12 protein-coding genes are annotated in these 12,810 nt (G+C 63.3%); 10 read left to right on the forward strand and 2 right to left on the reverse strand.

Annotated elements, in window-relative coordinates; translation table 11 throughout:
- Positions 1-3 precede the first annotated feature (3 nt).
- The 3 genes from G3N95_RS25345 to G3N95_RS25355 are packed head-to-tail and all read left to right on the forward strand — an operon-like array spanning position 4 to position 3,019.
- Positions 4-819 carry a class II aldolase/adducin family protein gene (locus G3N95_RS25345; RefSeq protein ID WP_205972818.1) on the forward strand — a complete coding sequence of 272 codons (816 nt, stop codon included), beginning with the start codon at positions 4-6 and terminating at the stop codon, positions 817-819.
- Positions 819-1,415, forward strand: a complete 597-nt coding sequence (locus G3N95_RS25350; protein ID WP_205972819.1) for a cysteine dioxygenase — start codon at positions 819-821, stop codon at positions 1,413-1,415. The genes G3N95_RS25345 and G3N95_RS25350 overlap by 1 nt, the downstream gene beginning before the upstream one ends.
- Positions 1,412-3,019: a rhodanese-related sulfurtransferase gene (locus tag G3N95_RS25355; protein WP_205972820.1), complete on the forward strand. Its 1,608-nt coding sequence runs from the start codon at positions 1,412-1,414 to the stop codon at positions 3,017-3,019. The genes G3N95_RS25350 and G3N95_RS25355 overlap by 4 nt, the downstream gene beginning before the upstream one ends.
- An 8-nt stretch (positions 3,020-3,027) precedes the next feature.
- Here G3N95_RS25355 and G3N95_RS25360 read toward each other — a convergent pair whose 3' ends face one another.
- Positions 3,028-3,939 (reverse strand): LysR family transcriptional regulator, encoded by a 912-nt coding sequence (locus tag G3N95_RS25360; RefSeq protein WP_205972821.1) that lies wholly within the window; start codon positions 3,937-3,939, stop codon positions 3,028-3,030.
- Between the two features lie 189 nt (positions 3,940-4,128).
- On the opposite strand from G3N95_RS25360, the gene G3N95_RS25365 reads away from it, so the two are divergent.
- The 4 genes from G3N95_RS25365 to G3N95_RS25380 all read left to right on the forward strand — a co-directional run bounded on the left by G3N95_RS25365 (position 4,129) and on the right by G3N95_RS25380 (position 8,085).
- A complete protein-coding gene (locus G3N95_RS25365; RefSeq protein ID WP_205972822.1) occupies positions 4,129-5,085 on the forward strand; it encodes an ABC transporter substrate-binding protein in 957 nt (318 codons plus the stop codon).
- A gap of 7 nt (positions 5,086-5,092) precedes the next feature.
- Positions 5,093-6,319 (forward strand): acyl-CoA dehydrogenase family protein, encoded by a 1,227-nt coding sequence (locus tag G3N95_RS25370; RefSeq protein ID WP_205972823.1) that lies wholly within the window; start codon positions 5,093-5,095, stop codon positions 6,317-6,319.
- Positions 6,316-7,419, forward strand: a complete 1,104-nt coding sequence (locus tag G3N95_RS25375; protein WP_205972824.1) for an LLM class flavin-dependent oxidoreductase — start codon at positions 6,316-6,318, stop codon at positions 7,417-7,419. Before G3N95_RS25370 ends, G3N95_RS25375 begins: the two co-directional genes overlap by 4 nt.
- A 210-nt stretch (positions 7,420-7,629) precedes the next feature.
- Positions 7,630-8,085, forward strand: coding sequence for a universal stress protein (locus tag G3N95_RS25380; RefSeq protein ID WP_205972825.1), 456 nt, complete (start codon positions 7,630-7,632; stop codon positions 8,083-8,085).
- A 44-nt stretch (positions 8,086-8,129) separates the two neighbouring features.
- Here G3N95_RS25380 and G3N95_RS40635 read toward each other — a convergent pair whose 3' ends face one another.
- On the reverse strand, positions 8,130-8,912 hold the full coding sequence (locus G3N95_RS40635) for a MarR family winged helix-turn-helix transcriptional regulator (RefSeq protein ID WP_241018914.1): 783 nt from the start codon (positions 8,910-8,912) through the stop codon (positions 8,130-8,132).
- An 85-nt stretch (positions 8,913-8,997) separates the two neighbouring features.
- On the opposite strand from G3N95_RS40635, the gene G3N95_RS25390 reads away from it, so the two are divergent.
- The 3 genes from G3N95_RS25390 to G3N95_RS25400 all read left to right on the forward strand — a co-directional run bounded on the left by G3N95_RS25390 (position 8,998) and on the right by G3N95_RS25400 (position 12,773).
- Positions 8,998-10,152 (forward strand): M20 aminoacylase family protein, encoded by a 1,155-nt coding sequence (locus G3N95_RS25390; protein WP_241018917.1) that lies wholly within the window; start codon positions 8,998-9,000, stop codon positions 10,150-10,152.
- A gap of 39 nt (positions 10,153-10,191) precedes the next feature.
- Positions 10,192-11,508, forward strand: coding sequence for an MFS transporter (locus tag G3N95_RS25395; RefSeq protein WP_205972826.1), 1,317 nt, complete (start codon positions 10,192-10,194; stop codon positions 11,506-11,508).
- A gap of 86 nt (positions 11,509-11,594) precedes the next feature.
- The gene (locus G3N95_RS25400; protein WP_205972827.1) at positions 11,595-12,773 is read left to right on the forward strand and encodes a porin; all 1,179 of its coding nucleotides are present in this window, start codon (positions 11,595-11,597) and stop codon (positions 12,771-12,773) included.
- The last annotated feature ends 37 nt before the right edge of the window (positions 12,774-12,810 follow it).

Consider the following 12,810-nt stretch of genomic DNA (forward strand, 5'->3'; position numbering starts at 1 on the left):
ATCATGGCCACCCTGCTCGAAGATCAACCGCCGCTCGTGCTGCGCGACACACCCGTGCGCAAGTTCTGGTTCGACGATGAACTGGAACCGCAGCGCTCGTTTGCCGAAGAACGTCTGCATCGTCAGCAGCGCCTCGCGGGCGCATTTCGTCTGTTTGCGCACTACGGTTTTGCGCAAGGGCTCGCGGGCCACATCACCGCACGCGATCCCGAATGGACCGATCACTTCTGGGTCAATCCGCTGGGCCGGCATTTCGGCCGCATGCGTGTGTCGGACCTGCTGCTGGTCAATCGCGACGGCGAGATCGTCGTCGGCGAGGGTCCCGTGAATCAGGCTGCGTTTGCGATTCATGCGGCGATTCACGAAGCGCGGCCCGATGTCGTCGCCGCTGCGCATACGCATTCGCTGTACGGCAAGGCATGGTCGACGCTCGGCCGCAAGCTCGATCCGTTGACACAGGACTCGTGCGCGTTCTACGAAGACCACGCGCTGTTCGATGACTTTCGCGGCGTCGTGCTCGACACCACGGAGGGCGCGCGTATCGCCGAAGCGCTAGGTCCGCGCAAGGCCGTGATACTGAAGAATCACGGCATTCTGACGGCAGGCCCGACGGTCGAGGCGGCAGCATGGTGGTACATCGCGCTCGACAACGCATGCCACGCGCAACTGCTCGCGGAAGCGGCGGGCACACCGCAGCCGATTCCCCATGAGATGGCGGACCTCACGCATCAGCAGGTCGGTCGTGCAAACGGTGCGCGTCATGCATTCAACAGCCTGTATGAAGGGCTGATCGAAACCGAACGGGAGTTGCTCGACTGATGGCGATCCATAAACTACGGAGCTTTGTCGGCGAGATTGCAGAACTCGTCGATTCCGGCGTCGATGAAGCCACGCTGCTCGATCAGGGCGCACGAGCGCTGCGCGAACTGATCCGCGTCGACGACTGGCTGCCCGATGCTTACGCCCGACCGTCCACCGAGCGCTATCAGCAGTTTCTGCTTTACGCCGACGCGCGCCAACGCTTCAGCGTCGTCAGCTTCGTGTGGGGCCCCGGCCAGCAGACGCCGATTCACGATCACACCGTGTGGGGACTCATCGGCGTGCTGCGCGGCGCGGAACTTGCTGCGCCCTATGCCCGCAACGACGACGGCACGCTGCATGCGGCGAGCGCCGAAGTGCGACTCGAAGCGGGCGACGTCGAAGCGGTCTCGCCTGCCATCGGCGATATTCATCGCGTGCGCAATGCGCATGACGACCGTACGTCGGTCAGCATCCACGTGTATGGGGCGAACATCGGCGCGGTGCGCCGCTTCACTTATCCGCCAGGCGAACGGGCCAAACCGTTTATCTCGGGCTACTCGAACGACACGCTCCCCAACCTGTGGGATCTCAGCAAGGAACCGCATCTTCCATGAAGCCTTATCCCGTTCGCACGTATGAAGACGTACGCGAAGCGCTGCTCGCGCGCCGCGAAATCGCGTTGCTCGACGTACGCGAAGAAGACCCGCATGCGCAGGCGCACCCGCTCTTCGCCGCGAATTTCCCGCTATCGAAGATCGAACTCGATGCCTACACCCGTTTGCCGCGGCGCGACGTGCCCATCGTGCTGTTCGACGCAGGGGAAGGACTCGCAACCCGCGCCGCCGACAAGCTCGCGTCGCTCGGCTATACGCGGATCGCATTGCTGGCGGGTGGGCTCGATGGATGGATTCGCGCAGGCGGCGAAGTGTTCCGCGACGTCAACGTGCCGAGCAAGGCATTCGGCGAATTCGTCGAAGCGCAAAGGCATACGCCTTCGCTTTCCGCCGAAGCCGTCCAAACACTGCTCCAGAACGGTGACGACGTCGTCGTGCTCGACGCGCGCCGCCTGGACGAATACCGCACGATGAACATACCGGGCAGCATCAGCGTCCCCGGCGCGGAACTCGTGCTGCGCGCGCGTGCGCTCGCGCCGGACCCGAAAACGCGCGTGATCGTCAATTGCGCAGGCCGCACGCGCAGCATCATCGGCACACAATCGCTCGTCAACGCAGGGTTGCCGAACCCCGTCGCGGCTCTGCGCAACGGCACCATCGGCTGGACGCTCGCGGGGCAGACGCTCGAACACGGCAGCGACCGCCAATTCGATGCGCAGGCCGGTCTCGATCAGGCGAGTCTCGATGCGTCACGCAGCGCATCGCGTGCACTGGCGGACCGCGCAGGCGTGAGACGCACCACACTCGATGAAGCCGCACGCTGGTCAGCCGAATCCTCCCGCACGACGTATCGTTTCGACGTGCGCACGCCAACCGAATACGAGCGTGCCCATGCGCCCGGATTTCAGGGCGCGCCGGGCGGCCAGCTCGTGCAGGAGACGGAAATGTTCGCGCCCGTGCGCGGCGCGCGCGTGGTGCTGTTCGACGACGACGGCGTGCGCGCCAATATGACGGCCTCGTGGCTCGCGCAGATGAATATCGACGTCTATGTGGTCGATGACGCTACCGGACAGGAACTGACGGCCAGTGGAAGCTGGCGCGGTGCGAGACCTGAGCCGGCTCACACGCCCGCCCTTACCGCCGACGAACTCGCTGCGCTGCTCGCCAATCCGTCGAGCGGCACCGTCGTGATCGACGTGACGTCGAGCGCGAATCACGTGAAGGCGCACATTCCGGGGGCGCACTGGATCCTGCGGTCGCATCTGTCCAACGATGTCGACGATCTGCGCACGCTGCCCGATGCCAGACGCTACGTCGTCACCTGCGCGACCAACGCGCTCGCGCCCTTCGCCGCGCCCGAAATCGCCGCGCTGACGGGCAAGCTCGTCCATGTGCTGGAGGGCGGCACGTCGGCATGGATACGCGCGGGCTTCCTGACCGAATCGGGAGATGCCCGGCTCGCTTCGCCGCGTATCGATCGTTATCGACGTCCCTATGAAGGCAACGACAATGCGCGTGAAGCGATGAACGCGTATCTGGAATGGGAATACGGTCTCGTCGCACAACTCGATCGCGACGGCACGCATGGATTCTTCGTGATCTGAGTGCGCCATCAGGCGGCGCGTGACAGACGTGCCGCCTTGAAGCTCTGCTCGACGCTTTCCGCCAGCACGGAGAGGGCCGATTGCATCTTGCCCAGCGCGCGCGAACGCACGATCCATACGGCGATTTCGGGTTTGAAGTCGCTGATCTGAACCACGTCGAGATGCGCGGCGTGCGCGCTATTGCGAAGCAAGGGCAGCGGAACCAGCCCCAGACCGACACCATCGGCGACGAGCCCGAGTTGCAGTTCGGTGCCGAGCGTTTCGAGGTTGAGCTTCAGCGTATAGCCTTGCGCCGCGAGCGCCTGCTGCAAGCCCGCACGAAAACCGCAGCCATCGGGATTCAACACCCAGCCATACGGCTGACATTCGGCGAGCGTATAAGGGCGTTTCTTCACACTGCCCTTTTGCGCGACGACGGCCAGCTTCAGTTCGCCCAACGCTTCACCCGCCAGGGTGTCGGACAAGGTGCGGTTCGCAGGCAACAGCACGATCGCGGCATCCAGTTCTCCCTCATCGACTTTCTGCAGCAGCGGATTGCCCCATCCCGTCGACACGCGCGCCTGCAACTCGGGATGCGCGCCGCGCAGCGCATGCAGCGCCGCGAGCATGGCCACGTCGGCGACCGTCTGCGCGACGCCGAGTCTCAACACGCCGGCCAGTGGCGCGTCGTCCGCGACGAGATGCCTGAGCGCATCCACCTCGCGCACGATCGCGCGGCATTGTTCGTAGACGGCGCGCCCCATCGGCGTCGCCTTCAAAGGCTTCGTATTGCGGTCGAGCAGCTCGACGCCGAGCGCTTCTTCGAAGTTCTGGATGCGGCGCGTAACGGCCGGTTGCGTCAGCGCGAGAGAGTCGGCCGCCTGACTCAGCGACTGGCTGCGCACGACGGCAACGAAGGCCTCGATTTCATCGAGTTTCATGGATGGTTCGGTCGTTTGACGAAGTGTCGATAGCGCGACCTTAGCGTGCAACCGCCCTCGCATTCAAGCGATACCTGTACTTTTCTGCTTTCCCCTCCCGCATATTAACTAAGAAGAACAATGCGTTTGCCTTATAAAACTCGCAACCGTATCGTGTGTTTTCAGTCACCACTCTTCGCCGCGCATCTCATGCCCTTCCATCCCCATCGATTCCTGCAAAGATTCTCCCGTCTTCTACTCGGCGTGATCGTCACGAGCGCATCGCCTGTCGCGCTTGCCGACACCACGTTGAAAGTGGGCGACCAGCAATTGCAGACGCGTGGCATTCTCGAAGCGTCGGGCCAGCTCAAAGACGTGCCGTACAAGATCGAATGGTTCAACTTCCCTGCTGCGCAGCCGCTGGGAGAAGCACTGAACGCCGGCGCAATCGACGTAGGCGGCCTCGGCGATGCGCCGCTGATCTTCGCCTACGCTGCGGGCGCAAGAGTGCGCGCGGTAGCCGCCACGCGCTCGACGCCCACCGATCTCGCGATCATCGTGCCCGATGCATCGCCCATCAAGACGGCCGCCGATCTCAAGGGCAAGCGCATCGCGACCACGCGCGGCTCGATCGGCCATTACCTCGCGATCGCGACGCTCGAACGCGCGGGCATCAAGCTCTCCGATGTTTCGCTGCGCTTCATGCAGCCCGCCGACGCCAAGGCTGCGCTCGCATCGGGTAACGTCGACGCGTGGTCCACGTGGGATCCGTATGTCGCACTCGCCGAGCAGCGCGATCATGATCGCAGCATCGCCAACGGCGTCAATCTGTCTTCCGGCCTCAGTTTTCAGGCTGCGACGGAAACCTCGATCAACGACAAGCACGCCGAGATCGCCGACTTCCTCAAGCGCGTCGCGGCGGGTCAACGCTGGGCGCTATCGCACCCGGACGAAGTGGCCGCCATGCAATCGAAGGTCACGGGCTTGCCGCCTGACGTGCTGAAGACCGTCTATCAGCGCGCACAGCTGCATCCCGTTGTCATCGACGATGGGCTGGTCGCCGAGCAGCAAAAGACGGCCGATCTCTATCACCGTGCCGATGTGATCAAGACGCGCCTCGATGTCACGAAGAGTTTCGACCGGCAATTCCCGCTCACGGCACAGTGAATCGATCATGACCAGCCGACAACCCGATAGCGCGCTTGCCGAAGTCGAGCGCGATGCCGATGCGCTCGCAGCGCTCGCCGACCTCGACAGTCCGCAAGCCGATGCGTGGCTCGCCGCCCTCACCGCCGAATTCAGCGCAGGTGCCGCCGCGCTCGATGCGGGGCCGCTCTTTCCGCACGATAATCTCGCTCGCCTGCGACGTGCCGGCCTGCTGTCGCTGACCGTGCCGCGCGCGCTCGGCGGACGCGAGGCCACGCTTGCACAAGCGCTGAAGGTGGTTCGTGCGATCGCACGCGGCGAGCCTTCCACGGCGCTGATTGTCGTCATGCAATGCCTTTACCATCTGCGCTTGCAGGCCAATCCGAACTGGCCCATCGCACTGAAAGAACGCATCGCGCGCGATGCCGTCGAACGCGGTGCGCTGATCAACTCGCTGCGCGTCGAACCCGAACTCGGCTCGCCGTCGCGCGGCGGATTGCCCGCAACCGTCGGCCGCAGCGAAGGCGATCACTGGATGTTGAACGGCCGCAAGCTCTATTCGACGGGAAGCCCCGGTCTGACGTGGTTTGCCGTGTGGGGACGCACGGACGAAGCCGTGCCGCGCGTCGGCACATGGCTCGTCCATCGCGACACACCCGGCGTGCGTTTCGGCGAGCCATGGAATCATCTCGGCATGCGCGCGACGGGCAGCCACGAAGTGATCTTCGATGACGTGCGCGTTCCGTTCGGCCAGGCCGTCGATCTTCAAGCGCCCGGCCCCGCCAACGGCATGGACCCGGTGACGAGCCTCTGGATGAACGTGCTGCTGCCGTCGATCTACGACGGCGTCGCACGCGCGGCACGCGACTGGTTCGTGCAATGGGCGGCGCAGCGCGTGCCTTCGGGACTGAACGCACCGCTTTCCACACTCGACAGTTTTCAGCAGACGGTGGGACGCATCGACGCCCTGCTCTTCAACAACCGCACCTTGCTCGATGCGGGCGCAGCCGGTCAGATCAATACGGCGGAGGCGCCGACCATCAAATATCTCGTCAGCAAGCACGCGATCGATGCCGTCGAACTCGCACTGGAAGCGAGCAGCAATCCCGGCTTGAGCCGTAACAACGCACTGGAGCGTCACTACCGCGACGTGCTGTGCGCGCGCATTCATACGCCGCAGAACGACACCGTACTCGGCAATCTGGGCCGCGCGGCATTCGCCGCCAATCAACCGACAAGGAGCGAACACAGATGAGCGTCGAATTCATCGGCTACGTGAGCCATCAGGAAGCAAGCGAGATCCACTTGCCGACAGGACCCGCAGTGAATCCGCCGTATATCGCCGCCGTCGCGCAAGCGCATGAATACGGTGGCTTCGACCGCGTGCTGATTGCACATTCGAGCGCGTCGCCCGACGGCTTTCAGATCGCTTCGTTCGTCGCGCAACAGACGAAGCGTCTCGGCATCCTGCTCGCGCATCGTCCCGGCTTCGTCGCGCCGACACTGGCCGCGCGGCAACTCGCGACGCTCGATCACTTCAGCGCGGGGCGCACGGCCGTCCACATCATCTCGGGCGGCGACGATGCGGAGCAGCAGCGCGATGGCGATTTTCTGTCGCACGACGAGCGCTATCGGCGCACCGACGAATATCTCGATGTCGTCAAGCGCTCATGGACGAGCGAGACACCGTTCGATCACGAAGGCGCTTATTACCGTGTCACCGGTCACAAGTCGCAAATCCGTCCGCTGCAGCAGCCGCATTTGCCCGTGTATGTCGGCGGCTCGTCGGACGCGGCGATCGAGGTCGCAGGCAAACATGCCGATGTCTATGCGTTGTGGGGCGAATCGCTCGCGGCCGTCGAGGAGACGATTGCGAAGGTGCGCCGATCCGCTGCCCGCCATGGACGCGAGAAGCACATTCGCTTCAGCCTGTCGCTGCGCCCCATCATTGCCGCGACGGAAGAAGCCGCATGGGCGCGCGCCGAATCGATTCTGCAGCGCGCGAAGGACGTCGTCGCCGCCTCGCCGAATTTCACGCGGCGGCCGAAGGAACCGAAGAATGTGGGCGCCTTGCGGCTGCTCGCCGAAGCCGATAAGGGAAGCGTGGTCGACAAGCGTCTGTGGACGGGCATCACCGCACTCACGCGTGCGGCGGGCAATTCGACGTCGCTTGTCGGCACGCCGCTACAGGTGACGGATGCGCTGCTCGAATATCACAAGCTCGGGGTCACGACTTTTCTGATTCGCGGCTTCGATCCGCTTGAAGATGCGCTTGCGTATGGGCGCGATCTGCTGCCGCTCGTGCGCGCCGCTATCGCGCGGCAACACACCACGCGCGAGGCCGTTCCGGCGTGAAGCACTCGCTGCAGGGCGCAGCGAATCGAAGCGCATAGCGGACCCATTCGGCACGACATGAACGCCTGACGACGAAATCCTAAGGATATCCAACGTACCCACATTGACGTCAGGCAAGCTTTCGCAGAATGGACAACCTATAAGCACTGAAATGTGTCATCAATCCAGTGACAGGAGAATTCATTCCGATTTCGTGTAAAGGGAGAAAGCATGTACGCCAAAATTATGGTAGCGATAGACGGCAGCGAGACATCGAAGCTTGCACTGGGCGAAGCGATCCGTGTCGCGAAAGCCGGGCCATCGAAAGTGCTTGTTGTGTCGGTCTTCGATAGCGAGGCCGAAGTCGTGGCGTATGGCGGCCTCGTCGTGCCGAACAGTCAGCGCGACGGCCTGCGTGCCAAAGCGTTACACATTCTTGACGAAGCGCGGGAAACGCTGGATCAGAACGGCATCGCGGGCAGTGGTGAACTGATTGAAAAGCCAGGCGAAAAAATGGATATCGCGGCCGTATTGCAGCAGCATGCGGAAGGCTGGGAAGCGGATCTCGTCGTGCTCGGAACGCACGGCCGGCGGGGACTTCAGCGCATGGTGATCGGTAGTGTCGCGGAGAGTTTCGTGCGCCAGTCACATTGCCCGGTTCTGCTCGTGCGCGGCAAGGAGTCTTAAAGGTCCCTAAACCGCGCAAATCTCCCGGACGTCGACGCCTTTCGCTACTCCGCCCCGGTCCGACGGAACGCCTCGACCAGCTTGTCGACGATCCGGTTCAACTCACCACGCTCTTGCGCCGACAGCATCGACAGCATTTCCGTTTCCAGCGACTGGCCGTGCTCGTCGGCGGTCACACGCAGCCGCTTGCCGGCCGCAGTCGGCGACAGCTGAAACTGGCGCGCATCGTCGGGATGGATCGAGCGCCGCACCAGCTTGCGTTCGATCAGATCGGCAATGAGCTTCGACAGCAGCGTCTTCTCAATCAGCGTCTGTTCGCTCAACGCCGTCGCGGTGATGCCCTCGGTATCGCAAATCACCCGCAGCACGCGCAGCGAACGCACGTCGAGTCCCACCGCGCTCCGGTATGACGCGTTGGCACGGCTGATCATCTCGCTCTTGACGAGGTCGAGCTTGAAGGTCAGGAAATAGCTTCCCTCGGTACCCTGGCGGCCCTCGCCATCAGGGGTTTCGTTCGGACCGGCATCGCGGACGGCGTTCTGTGCATTGCCGGCCGCAAGTTCCTGTCTGGAACCGCGCGCGGCGCCTTTTGCTTTGCTTTTCACGTGATCCTTCGGGTTTTCCCTCTTCGCCGTCACTGACGTCCCTGCTCGCATCTCTTCCCCGTCCTGTCTGAAAGACCCGCCTGATCGAGGCTCTACGAGCCGGCGGGCTTTGCTGCCGCCCGCTCGCTCTATGCCTTTTGCGCCGGGAGGCCCCCGAAGATCATACCCCAGGGCACCCGCCGCCACCGATTGGGCGCGAAAAATGATTTTTGAAACTTTCAACTATTGAATTAATCTTGGATATCGGCGTGACTACCGGGCGTCGCGCGGGGTCAACGCACTCATCCATCACAGAGGAGACGGCGGTATGCAGACGGACAACGAACTGAAGGCGCTCGGCGAGCAGATGCGCGGCTGGCGCAGGGACATCCACCAGCACCCGGAGCTGGGCTTTCATGAGCACCGCACGGCCGGCCTCGTCGCGAAGCTGCTCGCCGGCTGGGCGATCGACGTGCAGACGGGCATCGGCGGCACGGGCGTGGTCGGCACGATTCGCGGCACGCGCGGCGACGGCCCGTCGATCGGTCTGCGCGCCGACATGGACGCCCTGCCGATGAGCGAAAAAGGCACGCCCGCGTACCGCTCCACACACGACAACGTATTCCACGGCTGCGGTCACGACGGCCATACCGCGATCCTGCTCGGCGTCGCCAGCCACCTCGCTGCGCATCGCGACTTTCGCGGCACCGTCCATCTGATCTTTCAGCCAGCCGAGGAAACGCTGCGTGGCGGTTCGGCGATGATCAGCGACGGCCTGTTCGAGCGCTTCCATTGCGACGAAATCTACGCGCTGCACAACAACAACCAGTTGCCGGCCGGCAAGATCGGTGTGCGCACCGGCGCCATTCTGTCGGCCTGCGATCTCTTCCGGATCACCGTCAAGGGCATCGGGAGCCACGCGGCGATGCCGCACAAGTCGATCGATCCGCTGATCGTCGGCACGACGCTCGTGCAGTCGATCCAGAGCATCGTGAGCCGCAACATCGATCCGCTCGACACCGCTGTGGTGAGCGTCTGCAAGTTCCTGTCCGGCACTGCGATCAACGTGATTCCCGACACGGCGGTCCTGGAAGGCACGGTGCGCACGCTGTCGGTTGCCGCGCAGGAGACAACCCTCGCGCGGCTGCGCGCGATCTGCGAAGGCGCGGCCACGATGTATGGCTGCGAAGTGCGCTTCGAGCATCTGCAGACTTCGCCGCCGACGCTCAACACACCCGCTGAAACCGACACCGCACAGCGCGCGGCCGAACGCGTGCTCGGAGCGGAGAACGTGATCGTCGACGTCGCGCCGCTGATGGCCTCCGAAGACTTCGCATTCATGTTGCAGCAGCGCCCGGGGTCCTACTTCTTCCTCGGCCACGACGGACTCACGTGCCACCACCCGGAATTCGATTTCGACGACGACACCGCGCCTGCCGGTGCGGCCGTCTTCATCGAAATCGTCCGGCAACGGCTTGGTTGAAGCGTTTTTTTTCACGGAAACGATCAAAGGGGAACAGCAATGAACGGAAAACCGACGCCCTCGCCGGCGATGGTGCGAAAAGTCGTGATTGCCTCCGTACTGGGCAATGCATTCGAATGGTTCGACTTTGCGATCTATGGTCTTTTTGCCGTGCTGATCGCGAAGCTGTTTTTCCCGGGCGGCAACGACTTCGCGTCGATGCTCCTCACGCTGGCGACGTTCGGCGTCGGCTTCGCGGTGCGCCCGCTCGGCGGCGTGTTGCTCGGCCTGTACGGCGACCGCGTCGGCCGCAAGAAAGCGCTTTCCATGACGATCATCCTGATGTCCGTGGGTACGGGCATGATCGGTCTGTTGCCGACGTATGCGGCGATCGGCATCGCGGCGCCGATCCTGATGGTGCTTGCGCGGCTGATTCAGGGGTTCTCGGTCGGCGGCGAGTTCAGCGGTGCGACCACGATGCTCATCGAGTTCGCGCCCGCGCATCGGCGCGGCTTTTACGGCAGTTTCCAGATGTGCTCGCAGGCGCTCGCGTTTTCGCTCGGTGCGCTCGTCGCCTATACGCTGACCGTCAACCTCGCGCCGCACGATCTCGAGTCGTGGGGCTGGCGTCTGCCGTTCCTGCTCGGCATCCTGATCGGCCCGGTTGGCTGGCTCATCCGCTCGACCGTCGATGAATCGCCGGAATTCCTCGCCTACGCGAACGAGGTGCGGCACGGCAAGATCAAGCCTGTGAATACGCCGATACGCACGGTGTTTCGCGACTATCCGCGCGCGATGCTCGGCAGCATCGGCATGGCGGTGGTCGGTACCGTGTCGGCCTATGTGTTCGTGTTCTTCCTGCCGATCTTCGCGAAGAAGCAACTCGGCATGTCGGCGGCCGACGTGAACCTCAGTACCTTCATCGGCACCGCGATCATCCTCGTGTTCTGCCCGCTCGCCGGCTACCTGTCGGACCGTTATGGCCGCAAGGCGGTGCTGCTGCCCGCGATCGCCGCATACGGCATTGCCTCGTACGTGTTGTTCAGACAACTCGTCAACGTGCCGACCTTGAGTTCGCTGCTCGCGTTGCAGATCGGCGTGTCGTGTTTCATGAGCTTCTTCTGGGGGCCGACGCCCATCGTGCTCACCGAAGTCTTCCCGGTCAGCGTCCGTTCGACGGGCGCCTCCGTCACGTACAACCTCGCGGTGCTGGTTTTCGGCGGTCTCGCACCCTTCGTGAACACGTGGCTCGTCAAGGTGACGGGCAGCAATCTCGCACCGATCTACTACGTGCAGGTCAGCGTGGCGATCGGCATGGTCGGCGTGCTGCTGTTGCCGTCGACGGCACGCCGCACGTCGGCTGAATTCGCTACGTGAGCATCGCCGGCAGTAGATAAAAAGGCCGGCACCACGGCCAGGGCTTTTCCTCGCAATAACAACCACAACGCTATGGAGGTCGTTCGATGAAGAAGTCGCATCTTGCAGTTGCAGCAGTGAGTGTGTTCGCCGGTGTTGCTCACGCACAAAGCAGCGTCACGCTGTATGGGGTTATCGACGAAGGTATCAACTACAACTCGAACGCCGGCGGCGGACGACTCTACAGCCTGACGAGCGGCGGTCTGCAGGCCAGCCGCTGGGGGCTGCGCGGCACGGAAGATCTCGGCGGCGGCATGAAGGCGCTCGTCGTGCTGGAGAACGGCTTCGACGCCAGTACCGGCAAGCTCGGGCAAGGCGGCCTGATGTTCGGGCGTCAGGCCTATCTGGGGCTGTCGAGCAAGGCCGGCACGGTGACGTTGGGCCGTCAGTACGATTCAGTCGTGGATTATGTCGGCTGGCTCGCGACGGGCGACCAATGGGCGACCAGCATGGGCGCACATCCGGGCGATATCGACAACTTCAACAACACGTACCGCACCAACAACACGATCAAATACACGAGCGCAAACTACGCGGGGCTGAGTTTCGGCGGCACGTATAGTCTGGGCGGCGTCGCGGGTGACGTGACGTCGAACCAGATCTGGTCGTTGGGTGCAGGCTATATCAATGGTCCGTTGACACTCGGCGTCGGCTACCTGAACGCGCGCACACCGGGTGCGAACAGCGGCAGCATGTTCGGCAACAATACGTCGTCGAGCACGGCGTCGTCGGTCACGAGCCCGGTGTTCAGCGGATTCGCTTCCGCCAACACGTATCAGGTGATCGGTGCGGGCGGCGCCTACACGTTTGGCGCAGCCACGTTCGGCGCCACCTACTCCAACATCCGGTTCATGAACCTCGGCGCGGTTGCCGCTTTGAACACGAAGGGCTATACGGGGACCGCAAGCTTCAACAATGCCGAAATCAACTTCAAGTATCAGTTGACTCCGGCACTGCTTGCGGGGGCGGCGTTCAACTATACGAAGGGCAGCGACGTCAGCGAAAGGAGCGGCGCCACGAATCCGGGTGCGAAGTATTACCAGACGGCGTTGGGTATCGACTACTTTCTGTCGAAGCGCTCCGATGTGTATCTGGCGGCCGTGTATCAGAAGGCTTCCGGAACGGATTCGACGGGTAAGTCGGCCGTCGCTGCGATCAATACCCAGACGGCGTCAACCAGCGACAAGCAGGTTTTCGTGCGGATCGGCATTCGCCATAAGTTCTGAGTATCTTTCCGGGCGACGCGCGGAGTTCAAGCCGGCT

The sequence above is a fragment of the Paraburkholderia sp. Tr-20389 genome, assembly GCF_017104565.1.
In the GTDB taxonomy this organism is placed as follows: domain Bacteria; phylum Pseudomonadota; class Gammaproteobacteria; order Burkholderiales; family Burkholderiaceae; genus Paraburkholderia.